Origin of the sequence: Pseudomonas sp. MWU13-3659, from assembly GCF_023757525.1 — a bacterium.
In the GTDB taxonomy this organism is placed as follows: Bacteria; Pseudomonadota; Gammaproteobacteria; order Pseudomonadales; family Pseudomonadaceae; genus Aquipseudomonas; species Aquipseudomonas entomophila_E.
This window is the reverse complement of the sequence record NZ_JAMSHW010000010.1, coordinates 93,454-110,473: the sequence shown is the minus strand read 5'-3', so window position 1 is coordinate 110,473 and position 17,020 is coordinate 93,454. Positions and strand designations below refer to the sequence as shown.

Below are 17,020 nucleotides of genomic sequence, written 5' to 3'. Positions count from 1 at the left end.
TTGCCGGCGAACCGATCTCAAATTTCGACCTGGGTCCCCAGCTCGATCACCCGGTTCAACGGCAAGTTGAAGAACCTCAGGTTACCGTTGGCGTTCTTCAGCAGGAACGCGAACAGGTTCCCCCGCCACCGCGACATCCCTTCAAGACGCGATGCGATCACCGTCTCGCGGCTGAGGAAGTAGGTGGTACGCATCGGGCTGAAGTCCAGATCGTCCAGGTGGCAGAGCTTCAGCGCCGCCGGCACGTCCGGCTCATCCATGAAACCGAAGTGCAACAGCACCCGGAAGAACCCGTCGCCATAGGCTTCGACCTCGAACCGCTCATGCTCCGGTACCCGTGGTCGATCCTCGCTGACCACTGTCAGCAGCACCACCTGACTGTGCAGCACCTGGTTATGCAGCATGTTGTGCAGCAACGCGTGAGGCACGGCATCAGCCCGAGCGGTGAGGAACACGGCCGTTCCCTCGACCCGGTGCGGCGGCTGCACCCGGATGCTGCTGATAAAGACCGGCAGTGGCAAAGCCCCTTCATCGATACGGTCGACGAGAATCTGCTTGCCCCGCTTCCAGGTACTCATCAGCACGAACAGCACGATCCCCGCCAAGACAGGGAAGGCACCGCCCTGGACGATCTTCGGCACGTTGGCGGCGAAGAACAGCCCGTCGACCAGCAGGAAGCCCACCAGCAGCGGCACCGCCAGCACCGGTGGCCACTTCCACAGCAGCAGCATGACCGCCGACACCAGGATCGTGGTCATCAACATGGTGCCGGTCACCGCCACGCCATAGGCGGCGGCCAGGGCGCCGGAGGATTCGAAACCGATCACCAGCAGCACCACGCCGACCATCAGCGTCCAGTTCACCGCGCCGATGTAGATCTGCCCCTGCTCGTCGCTGGAGGTGTGCTGGATCTGCATGCGTGGCACATAACCCAGCTGGATGGCCTGGCGGGTCAGGGAGAAGGCCCCGGAGATAACCGCTTGCGAGGCGATCACCGTGGCCATGGTGGCCAGGCCGACCAGCGGCAGCAACGCCCAGCTCGGTGCCAGCAGGTAGAACGGGTTGCGCGCGGCCTCCGGGTTCTGCAGCAGGATCGCACCCTGGCCGAAGTAGTTGAGCACCAGGGCCGGCAGCACCAGGGCGAACCAGGCGCGGGCAATCGGCTTGCGACCGAAGTGGCCCATGTCGGCGTACAGCGCCTCGGCACCGGTCAGCGCCAGCACCACCGCGCCGAGAATGGCCACGCCCATGCCCGGGTGGACAATGAAGAAGTTCAGCGCCCAGCCCGGATTGAAGGCCTTGAGCACTTCCGGGCTCTGCGAGATGCCATGCACACCCAGCGCCCCCAGCACCACGAACCAGGTGACCATGATCGGGCCGAACAGCTTGCCGATCTTCTCGGTGCCGTGCTTCTGCACCAGGAACAGCGCCACCAGCACCACCAGCGAGATCGGCACCACCCAGTGGTCGATGCCCTCGAAGGCCAGGCCCATGCCCTCCACAGCCGACAGCACCGACACCGCCGGGGTGATCATGCTGTCGCCGTAGAACAATGAGGCGCCGACCAGGCCGCAGCCGACCATCAGCGCCCGCAGCTTCGGATACTCCGCCGTCGCCCGCCGCGCCAGCGCGGTAAGCGCCATGGTGCCACCCTCGCCCTGGTTGTCGGCGCGCAGGATGAACATCACGTACTTGAACGACACCACCCACAGCAGCGACCACAGGATCAGCGACAGGATGCCCAGCACCCCGTCGTGGTTGACCTGCACGCCGTAACCACCGGTGAAGACCTCTTTGAGGGTATACAACGGGCTGGTGCCGATATCGCCATAGACCACCCCAACCGCTGCCACGAGCAGGCCCAGCGACCGCGCCGCCCCCTGCTTGCCCTCGTGCCCGCCCTCGGCGTGACTGCTTGCCTGAACCATCGACCACTCCCGAGAAGGCCCTAACAGACCAATAGAATCCTCACCCACGCCAGGGCATGCCAGCCACCCGGACGCAACGGCGCGAAGCATAGCGCAGCGTTCGTCGCTTTTCTGCTGGTAAAGCGACCTTGTGCTCGCTAGAATTGCGCACTTTTTGATCAGAGGCGCCCAAAGCGCCCTCCAGGATCGCCCCCGTTACCGGCCGGGCGACCTGTATTCAATACCGAGGTTAGCCATGTCCACCACTCCCGCCACCCCGAAGGTCGGCTTCGTTTCCCTGGGTTGCCCCAAGGCCCTGGTCGATTCCGAACGCATCCTGACCCAGCTGCGCATGGAGGGCTACGAAGTCGTGCCCACCTACGAAGACGCCGACGTGGTGGTGGTCAACACCTGCGGCTTCATCGACAGTGCCAAGGCCGAGTCGCTGGAGGTGATCGGCGAGGCGATCAAGGAGAATGGCAAGGTCATCGTCACCGGCTGCATGGGTGTCGAGGAAGGCAGCATCCGTGACGTGCACCCGAGCGTGCTGTCGGTCACCGGCCCGCAGCAGTACGAGCAGGTGGTCAACGCCGTGCACGAGGTGGTGCCGCCACGCCAGGACCACAACCCGCTGATCGACCTGGTGCCACCACAGGGTGTCAAACTGACCCCGCGCCACTACGCCTACCTGAAGATTTCCGAAGGCTGCAACCACAGCTGCAGCTTCTGCATCATCCCGTCGATGCGCGGCAAGCTGGTCAGCCGCCCGGTCGGTGAGGTGCTGAGCGAGGCCGAGCGCCTGGTCAAGGCGGGCGTCAAGGAGATCCTGGTGATCTCCCAGGACACCAGCGCCTACGGCGTCGACGTCAAGTACAAGACCGACTTCTGGAACGGCCGCCCGGTCAAGACCCGCATGCTCGAGCTCTGCGAGGCCCTGAGCAGCCTGGGCGCCTGGGTGCGCCTGCACTATGTCTACCCGTACCCGAACGTCGACGACGTGATCCCGTTGATGGCCGCCGGCAAGATCCTGCCGTACCTGGACATCCCGTTCCAGCACGCCAGCCCCAAGGTGCTCAAGTCGATGAAGCGCCCGGCCTTCGAAGACCGTACCCTGGCACGCATCAAGAACTGGCGCGAACAGTGCCCGGAACTGGTGATCCGCTCGACCTTCATCGTCGGTTTCCCAGGCGAAACCGAGGAAGACTTCCAGTATCTGCTCGACTGGCTGACCGAAGCCCAGCTCGACCGCGTCGGCTGCTTCCAGTATTCGCCCGTCGAAGGCGCCCCGGCCAACGACCTGGGCCTGGAAGACGTGCCGGATGACGTCAAGCAGGAACGTTGGGACCGCTTCATGGCCCATCAGCAGGCGATCAGTGCCGCGCGCCTGCAGCAGCGCATCGGCAAGGAGATCGAAGTACTGATCGACGAAGTCGAGGAGCAGGGCTCGGTCGGCCGCAGCTTCTTCGACGCGCCGGAGATCGACGGCAGTGTGTTCATCGATGGCGACCATGGCTTCAAGCCAGGTGACAAGGTCCGTTGCCGCATCGTCGATGCCGATGAATACGACATGTGGGCCGAGCCTATCTGAACGATGTCCACCTGAAGATACCCCGCCCACTGGCGGGGTATTTTTTTGCATCTATGTTTTCCTCAATGGCCCTGAGGATCATCGGATGTCGAGCACCGCCACGCTGCAGACGCCCCACCTGAGCGACTACCCCGAGCTGGTCCGGGTCTGGGAGGCGTCGGTCCGTGCTACCCACGACTTTCTGCCAGATGCCTACATCGTGCTACTGCGCGAGCACGTGCTCTGCAAATACCTCGACGCCGTGATGCTGGTCTGCTGCAAGGACAGCAAGCGGCGCATCCTCGGTTTCGCCGGCGTGGCCAATGGCCGCGTCGACATGTTGTTCGTCGCGCCGGAGTACCGTGGGCAGGGTATCGGCCGACGCCTGCTGCGGCATGCGGTAAACGAACTCAACGCCGAACGGCTGGACGTCAACGAACAAAACCCACAAGCCTTGGGCTTCTACCTGCATGAGGGCTTCGAGGTGTATGGCCGCTCGGAAACGGACGGCCTTGGACAGCCTTACCCCCTACTGCACATGAAGCTTGTTCGTACAACGCCCTAGGACCTTCACCAACGAAACTGTCTCCCCACTCCTAAAAGGCGGAAATGACATCGATTTGCAGCCGCGGAGCTGCGCGGGCAGGTACAATGGAAACTTTCCCTGCCTCGTGAAACCCGTGTCCATGTCCGAACCCATTCGCCTTTCCAAACGCCTCATCGAACAGCTTGGCTGCTCCCGCCGAGAGGCCGAACTGTACATAGAAGGCGGTTGGGTCACGGTCGATGGCGTGGTGGTCGAGCAACCGCAGTTCAAAGTCGCCGACCAGCGCGTCGAACTGTTGCCCGGGGCCCGCGCTGAAACCCTGGAGCCGGTGACGCTACTGCTCAACCAGCAGGCTGGCCTGAGCACAACAGCCGCCCAGGCCAGCATGACCATGGCCAGCCTCAGTGAAGCGCACCGCGAAGGCGTGCGCCCGCTACATGGGCACTTCGTCCACCAGGCCTGTATTGCCCCGCTGCTGCCCGGCGCCACCGGCCTGCAGCTGTTCACCCAGGACTGGCGGGTAACCCGCAAGCTCGACGCCGACCTGCGCCGCATGGAGCAGGAATACATCGTCCAGGTGAGTGGCGAAGCCAAGCCCGGTGCACTGGAACGCCTTGCCCGCGGCGTCGAACGCAAGGGCGTGGAACTGCCACGGGCCAAGGCCAGCTGGCAGAACGAACAGCACCTGCGCATGGTCCTGAAGAACCCGCAACCGGGGCTGATCGAGCAACTGTGCGAGACCGCCGGCCTGAAGGTACTGGCCATGCGCCGTATCCGCCTGGGCGGCGTGTCGATGGGCAAGCTGCCGGCGGGGCAGTGGCGCTACCTGGCCGCCACCGAACGTTTCTAGCCTCACCGCCGTGCCCCTGAGGGCGCGGCACCTGAACAGGATTCGCTGCAATGAACCACAACGATGTACTGCGCAGCCTGCGCTACATGCTCAAGGCCAACGACCAGAAGATGGCCGAGATTATCAAGCTCTCCGGCCTTGAGGTCACCGCCGAGGCCATCGCCGGCTACGTGAAGAAGGAAGAAGAACCTGGCTTCGTGCGCTGCCCGGAAAAAGTCATGGCGCATTTTCTCGACGGCCTGGTGATTCACCGTCGCGGGCGTGACGATAGCCGTCCACCGCAGCCCGTCGAAGTGCCGGTAACCAACAACACCGTATTGAAGAAACTGCGGGTGGCTTTTGAATTGAAGGAAGACGACCTGCACGCGGTACTCAAGTCGGTGAACTTCCCGGTCTCGAAACCCGAGCTCAGCGCCCTGTTCCGCAAGGTCGGCCATGACAACTACCGCCCCTGCGGCGACCAGTTGCTGCGCAACTTCCTCAAGGGCCTGACGCTTCGCGTGCGCGGCTGATTGGCGATGCAACATACGGTCTCGCCGGTCGGCATCGTCCACTCCTGCTTCAAGGAGAAGTTCGCCATCCCCCGCCAGCCGCAGCTGGCACCCGCTGCCCGTGGCGTGCTGGAATTGTTGCCACCGTTCGACAATGGCGACGCGGTGGCGGGCCTGGAACAGGTCAGCCATGTCTGGCTGTTGTTCCTGTTCCATGAGGCACTGGAGGAAAAGCCACGGCTGAAAGTGCGACCACCCCGCCTGGGAGGCAACAAGAGCATGGGGGTGTTTGCCACCCGGGCCACCCACCGCCCCAATGGCATCGGGCAATCGGTGGTACGCCTGGAGGGTATCGAACCCGGACGCTTGCTGCTGTCGGGTATCGACCTGCTGGATGGCACGCCGGTGCTGGATATCAAGCCCTATGTGCCCTATGCGGACAGCATTGCCGGCGCGAGCAACCTGATGGCCAGCGATGCACCAGAGGCGATCATCGTCGAATGGAGCGAAAGCGCCCTGCCCCAGGCCCATGATCAGGCACAGCGCCTGCAAGAACCCCTGGTGGAACTGATCGAGCAGTGCCTGGCACAGGATCCTCGACCGGCCTATCAAGTGCCACCGGCGGAACGGGTTTATGGGGTGAAGTTCTGGGATGTGCAGGTCAGGTGGCATTACCCACAACCGGATCGAATCAGGGTGTTGGAAGTGGTCCGGGAAGGCTGACGCCCATCTGTTTGCAGGCCCGGCCCTTTCGCCGGCAAGCCGGCTCCTACAAGGTACCTGTATGGCAACCGCGATCCCGCAGGCATAAAAAAACGCAGGCCCAGGCCTGCGTTTTTGCGTTTACTGGGGTTCGCCTTACTTCTCGACGAATGCACGCTCGATCAGGTAATCGCCCGGCTCACGCATGCGCGCGGAAATCTTCAGGCCGAAGCTGTCGAGCACTTCGCTGGTCTCGTCGAGCATGCTCGGGCTGCCGCAGATCATGGCGCGGTCGTCCTGCGGATTGATCGGTGGCAGGCCGATGTCGCTGAACAGCTTGCCACTGCGCATCAGGTCGGTCAGGCGGCCCTGGTTCTCGAAGGGTTCGCGGGTCACGGTCGGGTAGTAGATCAGCTTGTCGCGCACGGACTCGCCGAAGAACTCGTTCTGCGGCAGGTGCTCGGTAATGAACTCGCGGTAGGCGACTTCGTTCACGTAGCGCACGCCGTGGACCAGGATCACTTTCTCGAAGCGTTCGTAGGTTTCCGGGTCCTGGATGACGCTCATGAATGGCGCCAGGCCAGTGCCAGTGCTCAGCAGGTACAGGTGTTTGCCCGGGTTCAGGTCGTCGAGCACCAGGGTACCGGTGGGTTTCTTGCTGATGATGATCTCGTCGCCTTCCTTCAGGTGCTGCAGCTGGGAAGTCAGCGGGCCGTCTGGCACCTTGATGCTGAAGAACTCCAGGTGCTCTTCCCAGTTCGGCGAGGCGATCGAATAGGCGCGCATGAGCGGACGGCCGCTTTCCTGCTGCAGGCCGATCATCACGAACTGACCGTTCTCGAAGCGCAGGCCCGGGTCGCGGGTGCACTTGAAGCTGAACAGGGTGTCGTTCCAGTGGTGCACACTGAGGACACGTTCGTGGTTCATGTTGCTCATCTAAGGGGCTCCTGAAGAAAGACGCGGCGCGCGCAAGACGCGCAGTTGCGCGATAGTTTAGGGGCAGCGACAATATCTGTTAACTGAATTATCAAGATATGTGTTATCGGTTATATAGATATGCGATTCACACTCCGTCAACTCCAGGTCTTCGTCGCCGTCGCCCAGCACCAGAGCGTGTCCCGGGCCGCCAGCGTGCTGGCCTTGTCGCAATCGGCCGCCAGCACCTCTATCACCGAGCTGGAGCGGCAATCCAGCTGCCAACTGTTCGACCGCGCAGGCAAGCGCCTGAGCCTGAACGCCCTGGGCCACCAACTGCTGCCCCAGGCCGTCGCCCTGCTCGACCAGGCCAAGGAAATCGAGGACCTGCTCAATGGCAAGTCGGGGTTTGGCTCGTTGGCGGTCGGCGCCACCCTGACCATCGGCAATTACCTGGCCACCTTGCTGATCGGCAGCTTCATGCAGGTGCACCCGGAAAGCCAGGTCAAGCTGCACGTGCAGAACACCGCGCATATCGTGCATCAGGTTGCCCACTACGAAATTGACCTGGGTCTAATCGAAGGCGACTGCAACCACCCCGACCTCGAAGTACAGCCTTGGGTGGAGGATGAGCTGGTGGTGTTCTGCGCCCCGCAGCATCCACTGGCCAAGGTTGGACATGCCGACCTGGAACAGCTCACCCAGGAAGCTTGGATTCTTCGCGAACAAGGGTCGGGAACGCGTCTGACCTTCGACCAAGCCATGCGCCATCACCGCGCCAACCTGAACATCCGCCTGGAGCTGGAACACACCGAAGCGATCAAGCGCGCGGTCGAATCTGGCCTGGGGATTGGTTGCATTTCGCGCCTGGCGCTGCGTGACGCCTTCCGACGCGGCAGCCTGGTGCCGGTGGAAACCCCGGCACTGGACCTGTTGCGGCAGTTCTACTTCATCTGGCACAAGCAGAAGTACCAGACTTCAGCCATGCGTGAGTTTCTTGAACTGTGTCGCAGCTTCACAGCAGGCGTACGGCGCAGTGACGAAATCGTTCTGCCGCCGATCGCCTGAGCGCTAGCCCAACAGGATCACACCCCAGACCACGGCCACCATGCTCATGGCCACCAGTTGCGCAGCGCTGCCCATGTCCTTGGCGTTCTTCGACAAGGGGTGGCGCTCCAGGGAGATGCGGTCGATGGCCGCCTCGACGGCGGAGTTCAACAATTCCACGATCAGCCCCAGCAAGCACACGGCAATGAGGATGGCCCGCTCAACGCGGCTGACCGGCAGCCAGAAGGCCGTCGGGATCAGCAGCACATTGAGCAGTACCAGCTGGCGGAAGGCGGCCTCGCCCTTGAAGGCGGTGCGCAGGCCGTCCAGCGAGTAGCCGGCGGCGTTGAAGATGCGTTTGAGGCCGGTCTGGCCCTTGAATGGCGACATGGGTGCGTCACTTCACCGTTGAAAGGCCTGAAGGCTAGTTCAGTTCGAGTCAAAAAAGCGTGAACGTTCGGGCACTTAGCTGCCCGAAACCGATTCAAGTTGTTGCAGCAGCAACGCCGCCTGGGTTCGCGTGCGCACGCCCAGCTTACGGAAGATCGCCGTCACGTGGGCCTTGATGGTCGCCTCCGACACATTCAGTTCGTAGGCGATCTGCTTGTTCAACAGGCCCTCACAGACCATGGTCAGCACACGGAACTGCTGGGGCGTGAGGCTTGCCAGGCCTTCACTGGCGGCCTTGGCTTCGGCTGAAACGTCGACCTTTTCGAATGCCTGTGGCGGCCACCAGACATCACCGTCGAGCACATTGCGCACCGCTTCCTGGATCTTGCTGAGCTCGCTGGACTTGGGAATGAAACCACTGGCGCCGAACTCGCGGGACTTCACCACGACCGCCGCCTCTTCCTGGGCCGAAACCATCACCACAGGGATCTGCGGGTACTGCCCGCGCAACAGGACCAGGCCAGAAAAACCATAGGCACCGGGCATGTTCAGGTCCAGCAGGACCAGGTCCCAGTCGGCTTTCTCGGTCAGGCTGGTTTCCAGTTCGGCGATGCTCGCCACCTCGACCAGGCGCACATCCGGGCCCAGGCCGAGGGTAACGGCCTGGCGCAGTGCGCTGCGAAACAGCGGGTGGTCATCGGCAATCAGGATTTCGTATGTGGCCATCGATCTAGGGATCCTGTTCTGTGCCAGGCTCGGGGGTACGGAATACGCCTGGCGGGCAACTCAAGGCACGAGCGGCAAGGCCGCCGGCCGGGATGGCACGGCGAAGTCCGGGGGTAACGGCAGCTTCGTCATGCCTGAAGCGGCGCCAAGGATGCCGAGCACGCCCCGGGTGGTCAAGCCAATTGCCCGGTCGTCCCCGCCTACCCTGGCTGCCAGCCCGGACAGTATGTACCAATCCGTCGCGCCTGCCCCTTGGACTATAGGAAGGTATGCAAACGCCGATGCACCTCGTCCTGCTCGTCCAGCGGCAGGCGGCGCTTGCCGCTGAGGTAGTGCAGGCTGAACACATCCAGGTAGGCGTCCAGGGCCTGGGAGGCCTGATTGTCGCCGGCCAGGTCCAGGCACATGGCCGCCACTTCCGCAGTGCAGAAATGGTCATCGCGCTTGGAGCGGCGCAGGCGATAGCGTGACATCTGCTCGGCTTCAAGGCTCAGCACCGGGAAACGGTCCAGGTAGGGGCTCTTGCGGAACATCTTGCGCGCTTCGGTCCAGGTGGCGTCGAGCAGGATGAACAATGGGCGCTTGCCTGGCTGGCGCACGACCTCGTTGACCACCCGTTCCTCAACCACGAACTCGCCGGGAAAGACGATGTACGGCTGCCACTGGGGGTGCTCCAGCAATGCCAGCAGCCCTTCGTCCACCGACGTGCGCAGCCAGCCAAAGGCCGAGGTGTCCTCGATCAGGTCGGCGATCAGCCAGCCGGTATTGGTCGGTTTCAACGGCTCGGTGTCATGCATCAGCAGGCACACGCCGGACTCGGCCTGCACCCGCGGTCTCCAGGCGCACAGGCAATGGGTGGCGATCACCCGGCAATCCGGGCAGCGTTCGGCCCGGGAGCCACGGGCGACGAAGGGTTTGACGCTGCGCGCCAGGCGCTCGGCGCGCAAGCGCGCTACCGCGTGGCTCATGGCTGCAGGCCTTGGTATTGAAAGAGGACGAACACGGGTACGACTCGGCGGGTAACAAGGCCCCAGTCTACCAGACGGTGCGTCATTTGCCGTGCAGGCGTGCCGAGGGGTCCTTTATAATCGCAACCTTTGGCGGCCGGGAAACCCTGCAGTTCCATGGAACGCCGCCCACCGGCGCAGGTCAAAGCGCCAGTCATCGAACCAGGAGAGATCCATGCTGCGTGTTATTGCCCCGACCCTGAGCCTGCTGCTCGCCCTGCCTCTGGCTGCCCAGGCGGCGTCCAAGCAGGAATACGAGCTGACCCAGATGCTGGAGAAGGTCGCCAAGGAAAGCAGCGTCGGTACCCCACGGGCCATCAACGAAGACATCCTCGACCAGGGCTACACCGTCGAGAAGGGCAAGGCCCTGGTCAATCATCTGAGCGTGCGTGAAAGCCATGCCGAACGCATGCTTGCGAATCCGCAACAGGTCCGCAGCCAACTGGGTGACAGCGTCTGCCGCAACAATGGCTACCGCCAGCTGATGTCCAAGGGCGCGGTGCTGGTCTACCGTTTCACTGTCTACAAGACCAACCAGCCGGTCATGGACCAGGCCTTCGATGCCGCCAGTTGCGCAGCAGGTAACAAGAAGAAGTGATTCAGGCGGTCTGATCACTGTGGCTGGCGCGTAGCGGCTCCTCATCGGCACGCAGCTCCGCCAGCAACGCCTGCACATAGCGCGAATGGGGCTCGCCGCCCTGCAGACGGCGCAGGCACTCACCCTCCAGGCTCAAATGATGAGCCCGGGCTTCCCGCGCCAAGCACTGCAACAGTTGCCCATCCACCTCGATCACCAGCCGATGCATACCGCACCTCCCCGCATCGCGTGCAACAGCCCTTCCAGTAAACCAAAGCCCCTGCCGAACGGATTCCAGGCCGACCGACGGCTTGCTCACGTCCGAGGCGGCACGAAGCCGTGCCAGCGTCTAGATTGAAAGCGAGCACCTCACAACGACAACAAGATGGACTTGCCACTGCAACATGGCCTTGAAGGCCTACTGCAATGCCCGAGGCGCACACTCGGGCCACAGCAGCCAGCGACACACGCAGTGTCGCGGCCGGGAAACCGTCATCGACCCGGTCAGAGGTTTTGCTGCAGAAGGAGACGTTGAATGCCCTACCAAACGAACGAACGCCTGTTCAACCATTTCAGGGACAACGGTATCGACCTGGGCCATATCGACACACAGTTGCAACTGGTCGCGCCGAACAGCCCCAACCTGCCGCTGTACCGCGACATGATGCTGACCATCCTGCGCATGGCCCACGACGACAGTAACCGCTGGAATGCCAAGATCACCCTGCAGGCCCTGCGCGAACTCGATCATTCGTTCCGCACGCTGGAGCGCTACAAAGGGCGGCGCAAGGTCACCGTGTTCGGCTCGGCACGCACCCCGCTCGAACACCCGATGTATGCCCTGGCCCGTGAACTGGGAGCAACCCTGGCGCGCTCGGACCTGATGGTCATCACCGGCGCCGGGGGCGGCATCATGGCCGCTGCCCATGAAGGCGCGGGTACCGAACACAGCCTGGGGTTCAACATCACCCTGCCCTTCGAACAACACGCCAACGCCACGGTCGACGGCACCGACAAGCTGCTGCCGTTCCATTTCTTCTTCATTCGCAAGCTGTTCTTCGTCAAGGAAGCCGACGCCCTGGTGCTGTGCCCAGGTGGATTCGGCACCCTCGACGAAGCCCTTGAAGTGCTCACGCTCATCCAGACCGGCAAGAGCCCGCTGGTGCCCGTGGTGCTGCTGGATTCGCCCGGTGGCAGCTTCTGGCGAGACTGTCTTGATTTCATCAGCAAACAGCTGGAAGAAAACCGCTACATCCTGCCCAGCGACCTGAAGCTGCTGCGCCTGGCACACAGCGCCGATGAGGCGGTGGAGGAAATCAATCAGTTCTACAGCAACTACCACTCCAGCCGCTGGCTGAAGAACCAATTCGTGATTCGCATGCTCCACCGCCTGAGCGAAGCGGCGCTGCACGACATCGAGGAAGGGTTCGCCGACCTGCGCCTGAGCGGCAGGTTCCACCAGCAAGCAGACAGTGGCGCCGAACACGAGGAAGGCAGCTACAGCCACCTGACACGCCTGACCTTCGCCTTCAACGGTCGCGACCAGGGGCGCTTGCGTGAGCTGGTAGACTTCATCAACCTGCCGGAAAACTGGGCCAAGCCCCAGCCCATGCACACCACCCAGCGGGCACGGGAAGCCTTGAAAGTCAGCTGAACGCAAAATGGCCCGCAGCGCTGCCCGGTTCAAGGGCAGCCCTGCGGGCCATCAGTCGTAGAGGTCGCGGCCGCTGAGCAGGCGCCCGATCATCTCCATGGAAAAACCACGGTAGGCGAGAAAGCGGGTCTGCTGTGCGCGGCTGCGCGGGTCTTGCGGGCGTTGCCCGGCGAACTTGCGTTGCCAGACGTCCTCCAACCGAACTGCCCAGTCCACCTCGCTTTCGCGCAGCGCCTGGTCGATATCGCCACGGTCGAGGCCGCGCTGGCCAAGCTCTTCGCGAATACGCGCGGGGCCATAACCAGCACTGGAACGATAACGGATGAAACTCTCGAGATAGCGGGCTTCACTGAGCAGCCCTTCTTCGGCAAGCCGATCGAGCGCGGGCTCGATCAGCTCATCCGGTGCGCCGCGCTGTCGCAACTTGCGGGTCAGCTCGACACGACCATGCTCGCGTCTGGCGAGCAGGTCCATGGCGGTCCGCCGAACGGCGACGGGGGTGTCGAGTACGGCGGACATGGGGCAGATCAATAACCGGCGTCGGCGTCAGCCATGTCGTCGGCATCGGCTTCGGCTGCAGCGGCCTTGGCGGCTGCAGCTACGGCGCCAGAGGTCAGCAGCTTCTCGCGGATCTGCTTCTCGATCTCGGCGCCAATGGCCGGGTTCTCTTGCAGGTACTTGGCGGCGTTGGCCTTGCCCTGACCGATCTTGTTGCCCTGGTAGCTGTACCAGGCACCGGATTTTTCCACCAGGCCTTGAGTCACGCCCAGGTCGATGATCTCGCCATTGCGGTAGATGCCCTTGCCGTAGAGGATCTGGAATTCGGCCTGGCGGAACGGAGGCGAGACCTTGTTCTTGACGATCTTGACGCGAGTTTCGCTACCGACCACCTCGTCGCCTTCCTTGACCGCGCCGGTACGGCGGATGTCCAGACGCACCGAGGCGTAGAACTTCAGGGCGTTACCGCCGGTGGTGGTTTCCGGGCTGCCGAACATCACGCCGATCTTCATACGGATCTGGTTGATGAAGATGACCAGGCAGTTGGCATTCTTGATGTTGCCGGTGATCTTGCGCAGCGCTTGGGACATCAGGCGGGCCTGCAGGCCGACGTGCATGTCGCCCATCTCGCCTTCGATCTCGGCCTTCGGTACCAGTGCGGCCACGGAGTCGACGATGATCACGTCGACCGCGTTCGAGCGCACCAGCATGTCGGTGATTTCCAGGGCCTGTTCGCCGGTGTCCGGCTGGGAGACCAGCAGGTCGTCGACGTTGACGCCCAGCTTGCCGGCGTATTCAGGGTCGAGGGCGTGTTCGGCGTCGACGAAGGCGCAGGTGGCGCCGTTCTTCTGGGCTTCGGCGATGACCGACAGCGTCAGCGTGGTTTTACCGGAGGATTCCGGGCCGTAGATCTCGACGATACGGCCCTTGGGCAGGCCGCCGATGCCAAGGGCGATGTCCAGGCCCAGGGAACCGGTGGAGATGGCGGGGATGGCCTGGCGCTCGTGATCGCCCATGCGCATGACAGCGCCCTTGCCGAATTGGCGTTCGATTTGACCCAGGGCCGCAGCCAAGGCGCGCTTCTTGTTGTCGTCCATTGAAATCCTCACGTGATCGACTTGGCCCTGATGGCCGGAACAACTGTATAAGTAGCCAGTATTATTCCACAGGGATTCGTTTCCGCAAACCCCCACCGGGCGATTTACTCCGCGCCAAGCTGTAACAAGCCGTCTAGCGCGGCGATCACCGTCTGTCGGCGCACCGCTTCGCGGTCGCCGTCGAAGTGGCGGCGCTCGCTGATTACGTGTTCTGCATCGGCCCAGGCCAGCCATACCGTGCCCACTGGCTTGGCCGGCGAGCCGCCGTCGGGCCCGGCCACGCCGCTGACCGCCACGGCGAAGCGCGCACCACTGGCAGCCTGGGCTCCGCGCACCATCGCTTCGACCACTTCCCGGCTGACCGCCCCCACCTGGGCGAACAACGGTTCGGGCACTCCCAACTGACGGGTTTTCTGGGTGTTGGAGTAGGTGACATAGCCAGCCTCGAACCAGGCCGAACTGCCGGGGATGCGGGTGATGGCCTCGGCGATGCCGCCGCCGGTGCAGGATTCGGCGGTGGTCACCTGGGCGTTCAAGCGACGCAGGTGTTCGCCCAGGCGGGTGGAAAGCGCGGTGATCGGGTCCATTTTCTAGCTCCTGGCAAGACTGCGCCCTACCCTACCACCCTTCACGGCGCCAGCGCGCGCACATAGGCCTGGCAGGCGCGCAGGGCAATCAGTCCGCGGTCGCCGTCGTCGGTGATGGCGATAATTCGTCGAGCATGCGCCGGGTCAAGTCGGGCGCGTACGGCGCCATGATCCACGCTGCCGGTGGCGGTGGTGGCAGGCACTGCGGCGCAGCCGGTGTCGCGCTCGACCAGGACCGACAGCCGAAGATCGGCAGTAGCAAGGCGATCACGCAGGCGAGCCTGAGTCTGTTGGGCATCGGTAAGCTCCTGGAAATGACGGGTTTCATCGTTGTGCAGGCGTTGCTCGAGCGCCTGGCGCCGGTCGCGCTCGGCAAGCAGTTGCTCATTGAGCGCCTCGACCTGTTCGACCTTCTGCTGCGCCTGCAGCCCCTCGGACTCGGCCAGCAGCCGCTCGTAGCGCCAGCCCTGGACCTGCCAGGCCAGTGCCGCGCTGGACAGCACCAGCACGGCGCAAAGGCCCAGTTGCAGGCGGCTCAACACAGCACCTCACGCGCCCTGTCCCAGAGTTCGACGCGATCGGCCAAGCCGTTCAGGCCACCATTGATATGGCGCGTGATGCGGTTGAACTCGCCGCGGTCGGCCAAGGCATTGAGCCCCCGCGAATGCCAGAACCAGGCCGCCGATTCACAGGCCCAGCGCGGCTGCTCGAGCATCTGCGGTTGCGCCAGCAAACGCTCGTCGCCGAACAATGCCCGGCTGCAGGCCTGGTAGTTGTTGCGCCCGGTCACCTGGATCAGGCCGCGCCCGCAATAGAGCTGGCCATCGCCGTCAGCCTCCGGTGTGTTGCCCAGGCGCAAGGCCAGGCTGCCGGTGTCATAGCGCGCCAGATAGCGGTCGCCACCAAGCTCCTTGACATAGCGCAATTGGCCGGACTCGTGCCCGACCTGGGCGAGGAACGCGGCAACGCGCTTGGGGTGGTCGATTTCCCAATGCTCCATGGCCTCGTTGAGAGCCGGCAGGAAGGTCGTAGCGCGCTGGCCGGCAAGCGGATAGATCTGTTTGAGCTGCTGTTCAGTGAGCGGCATCGGTGTGTTCTCCATTGCAGTCTGATCGAACGGCGGCCTGGGCCGCCAACGGTTCGCTCACAGGCGATGGCTCGAAGCGCGTGGCTTTCACATGATTCAGGGTGCGGCAACGCCCGCACTTGATCTGGAGCTCGGAAGCGGGGGTGATGCGGGCCAGCAGCTTTCGGCACTGGCCGCAGCGCAAGTCGATGAACATCGAGAAGTTCCTGACGGGCTGGTTTCACGTTCAAAGTGTGGGAAAGGGCGACTTTCCGAAGTAGCGCCTCCATTAAGGCCGACTATAAGAAAGCGCCCACGCCAACCGGCACCGGGAAACCTTCTCCATGCCGCGCTCAAGCCTTCAACGCTCCCGCGCGCCTGGGCGCAGAGCCCTTTGCCTTGGCCTTGCCCTGGCGCCCACCGTTGCATTGCACCGTGGTCCGCCAACCACTGCTGGTGAATACCTGCTCCACCGACTCGACCAGGTATGGCCCATCGAGCCCGATGAGGAAACCGGTGATCTCGACGCTGCGCTCGGCGAACAGGTCGGTGCGCCCCGGCATGTCCAAGCGCACAGAGGCCGTGTCGCGATTGAAGCTGGCCAGGCGCGCCTTGGCGGCCTGTTCGGCGGCCGCACGGTTGGGGTACAGATGACGGTCGGTATGCACCGGCTGCAGGCCCTCCGGCGCGTCGCCATTGCCGAGTTCGACCACATTCAATTTACCGGTGGCCGGGTCCTGGTGACGGGTGCGCACCGCCTTGTGGGTGCTCTTGTCGGCCAGGCGAAAGTGCCACTGGCTGACCTCGTTGCGGGCGATGGTCACCACGCCCAGCGCCTTGCCGCTGGCGCTCTGCCCGCCTTGGCGCGGCAATACCAGCAACTGGCCGTCGGCAAGCTTGGCGGTGCAGTCGTTCTGCCGGGCCAGGCGGGTGATGAAGTTGAAGTCCGACTCGCTGTACTGGTCGACCCGAAGCAACTTCACCGTTACCGGGCAGACCGCCTGCCAGCCGTTGCGCGCACCGATCTCGGCGACGATGCGTTGCAGCGTCGCCTCTTCCCAGCTGCCGCTGCGGATGGTCTTGCCGGTGCCGCGCAAGTCACTGGCCTTGCCGCGAATGACCAGCGTGTCGGGAGGCCCCGACAGCTCGACCTCATCGACGGTGTAGCGCCCCAGGCGCGTCAGCGGCTGGCCGGCGTACCCCAGATGGACCTGTAGCACCGCACCGCGGGCGGGCAACGCCAGGGCACCGTCACGGGCATCGATGCGCAGCTCGAAGTCGTCCGACTCCATGCCGGGCTTGTCGGTGGTGCGCAGCAGCAGCAGGCGGTCGTTGATCAGCGCGGTGATGTCCTTGCCGTCGGCCTGGATGCGGAAGATCGGTTGCATGGTT

At 63.6% G+C, this 17,020-nt stretch carries 21 protein-coding genes; 8 read left to right on the top strand and 13 right to left on the bottom strand.

Annotation, left to right across the window (positions count from 1 at the left end; genetic code table 11):
• Positions 1–17 precede the first annotated feature (17 nt).
• A complete protein-coding gene (locus NGM28_RS14850; protein ID WP_213657938.1) occupies positions 18–1,928 on the bottom strand; it encodes a potassium transporter Kup in 1,911 nt (636 codons plus the stop codon).
• A gap of 235 nt (positions 1,929–2,163) precedes the next feature.
• Between NGM28_RS14850 and rimO the strand changes: the two genes are divergently transcribed.
• The 5 genes from rimO to tsaA all read left to right on the top strand — a co-directional run bounded on the left by rimO (position 2,164) and on the right by tsaA (position 6,085).
• The gene (rimO, locus tag NGM28_RS14845) at positions 2,164–3,495 is read left to right on the top strand and encodes a 30S ribosomal protein S12 methylthiotransferase RimO (RefSeq protein ID WP_240063780.1); all 1,332 of its coding nucleotides are present in this window, start codon (positions 2,164–2,166) and stop codon (positions 3,493–3,495) included.
• 85 nt (positions 3,496–3,580) lie between these two features.
• Positions 3,581–4,039 carry a GNAT family N-acetyltransferase gene (locus NGM28_RS14840; RefSeq protein ID WP_240063781.1) on the top strand — a complete coding sequence of 153 codons (459 nt, stop codon included), beginning with the start codon at positions 3,581–3,583 and terminating at the stop codon, positions 4,037–4,039.
• 121 nt (positions 4,040–4,160) lie between these two features.
• On the top strand, positions 4,161–4,871 hold the full coding sequence (locus NGM28_RS14835; protein ID WP_252090601.1) for an rRNA pseudouridine synthase: 711 nt from the start codon (positions 4,161–4,163) through the stop codon (positions 4,869–4,871).
• A gap of 50 nt (positions 4,872–4,921) precedes the next feature.
• Positions 4,922–5,383: a YehS family protein gene (locus tag NGM28_RS14830; protein WP_240063783.1), complete on the top strand. Its 462-nt coding sequence runs from the start codon at positions 4,922–4,924 to the stop codon at positions 5,381–5,383.
• A gap of 6 nt (positions 5,384–5,389) precedes the next feature.
• Positions 5,390–6,085: a tRNA (N6-threonylcarbamoyladenosine(37)-N6)-methyltransferase TrmO gene (tsaA, locus tag NGM28_RS14825; protein WP_240063784.1), complete on the top strand. Its 696-nt coding sequence runs from the start codon at positions 5,390–5,392 to the stop codon at positions 6,083–6,085.
• A gap of 135 nt (positions 6,086–6,220) precedes the next feature.
• Here tsaA and fpr read toward each other — a convergent pair whose 3' ends face one another.
• Entirely contained in the window at positions 6,221–7,000 is a 780-nt protein-coding gene (gene fpr, locus NGM28_RS14820; protein ID WP_110738446.1) for a ferredoxin-NADP reductase, read from the bottom strand.
• Positions 7,001–7,120: 120 nt separating this feature from the next.
• Here fpr and finR point away from each other — a divergent pair, with 120 nt between their 5' ends.
• Positions 7,121–8,047 (top strand): LysR family transcriptional regulator FinR, encoded by a 927-nt coding sequence (finR, locus tag NGM28_RS14815; protein WP_252090600.1) that lies wholly within the window; start codon positions 7,121–7,123, stop codon positions 8,045–8,047.
• A gap of 3 nt (positions 8,048–8,050) precedes the next feature.
• On the opposite strand, the gene NGM28_RS14810 is transcribed toward finR, so the two are convergent.
• From NGM28_RS14810 to NGM28_RS14800, 3 genes are all read right to left on the bottom strand, one after another.
• Entirely contained in the window at positions 8,051–8,416 is a 366-nt protein-coding gene (locus tag NGM28_RS14810) for a diacylglycerol kinase (protein WP_011535182.1), read from the bottom strand.
• 75 nt (positions 8,417–8,491) lie between these two features.
• Positions 8,492–9,142 (bottom strand): response regulator transcription factor ErdR, encoded by a 651-nt coding sequence (gene erdR, locus NGM28_RS14805; protein ID WP_213657945.1) that lies wholly within the window; start codon positions 9,140–9,142, stop codon positions 8,492–8,494.
• A 257-nt stretch (positions 9,143–9,399) separates the two neighbouring features.
• Complete coding sequence (locus NGM28_RS14800) at positions 9,400–10,110, bottom strand: tRNA-uridine aminocarboxypropyltransferase (protein ID WP_252090599.1); 711 nt, start codon at positions 10,108–10,110, stop codon at positions 9,400–9,402.
• 214 nt (positions 10,111–10,324) lie between these two features.
• Between NGM28_RS14800 and NGM28_RS14795 the strand changes: the two genes are divergently transcribed.
• The gene (locus NGM28_RS14795; RefSeq protein WP_240063787.1) at positions 10,325–10,747 is read left to right on the top strand and encodes a quorum-sensing-regulated virulence factor family protein; all 423 of its coding nucleotides are present in this window, start codon (positions 10,325–10,327) and stop codon (positions 10,745–10,747) included.
• Between the two features lies 1 nt (position 10,748).
• Here NGM28_RS14795 and NGM28_RS14790 read toward each other — a convergent pair whose 3' ends face one another.
• A complete protein-coding gene (locus NGM28_RS14790; protein ID WP_240063788.1) occupies positions 10,749–10,955 on the bottom strand; it encodes a hypothetical protein in 207 nt (68 codons plus the stop codon).
• A gap of 306 nt (positions 10,956–11,261) precedes the next feature.
• Here NGM28_RS14790 and NGM28_RS14785 point away from each other — a divergent pair, with 306 nt between their 5' ends.
• A complete protein-coding gene (locus tag NGM28_RS14785; RefSeq protein WP_252090598.1) occupies positions 11,262–12,380 on the top strand; it encodes an LOG family protein in 1,119 nt (372 codons plus the stop codon).
• A gap of 51 nt (positions 12,381–12,431) precedes the next feature.
• Here NGM28_RS14785 and recX read toward each other — a convergent pair whose 3' ends face one another.
• The 7 genes from recX to NGM28_RS14750 form a co-directional block, all read right to left on the bottom strand.
• Positions 12,432–12,899, bottom strand: a complete 468-nt coding sequence (gene recX, locus NGM28_RS14780) for a recombination regulator RecX (RefSeq protein ID WP_240063790.1) — start codon at positions 12,897–12,899, stop codon at positions 12,432–12,434.
• An 8-nt stretch (positions 12,900–12,907) separates the two neighbouring features.
• Complete coding sequence (gene recA, locus NGM28_RS14775; protein WP_240063791.1) at positions 12,908–13,975, bottom strand: recombinase RecA; 1,068 nt, start codon at positions 13,973–13,975, stop codon at positions 12,908–12,910.
• Positions 13,976–14,079: 104 nt separating this feature from the next.
• Positions 14,080–14,562, bottom strand: a complete 483-nt coding sequence (locus NGM28_RS14770; protein WP_252090597.1) for a CinA family protein — start codon at positions 14,560–14,562, stop codon at positions 14,080–14,082.
• A gap of 41 nt (positions 14,563–14,603) precedes the next feature.
• Positions 14,604–15,104: a lysis system i-spanin subunit Rz gene (locus tag NGM28_RS14765; protein WP_240063793.1), complete on the bottom strand. Its 501-nt coding sequence runs from the start codon at positions 15,102–15,104 to the stop codon at positions 14,604–14,606.
• Positions 15,098–15,649 (bottom strand): glycoside hydrolase family 19 protein, encoded by a 552-nt coding sequence (locus NGM28_RS14760; RefSeq protein WP_252090596.1) that lies wholly within the window; start codon positions 15,647–15,649, stop codon positions 15,098–15,100. The genes NGM28_RS14765 and NGM28_RS14760 overlap by 7 nt, the downstream gene beginning before the upstream one ends.
• A complete protein-coding gene (locus NGM28_RS14755) occupies positions 15,636–15,845 on the bottom strand; it encodes a zinc finger domain-containing protein (RefSeq protein WP_240063795.1) in 210 nt (69 codons plus the stop codon). The genes NGM28_RS14760 and NGM28_RS14755 overlap by 14 nt, the downstream gene beginning before the upstream one ends.
• Positions 15,846–15,981: 136 nt before the next feature.
• A complete protein-coding gene (locus tag NGM28_RS14750) occupies positions 15,982–17,016 on the bottom strand; it encodes a phage late control D family protein (RefSeq protein ID WP_252090595.1) in 1,035 nt (344 codons plus the stop codon).
• Positions 17,017–17,020: the final 4 nt, after the last annotated feature.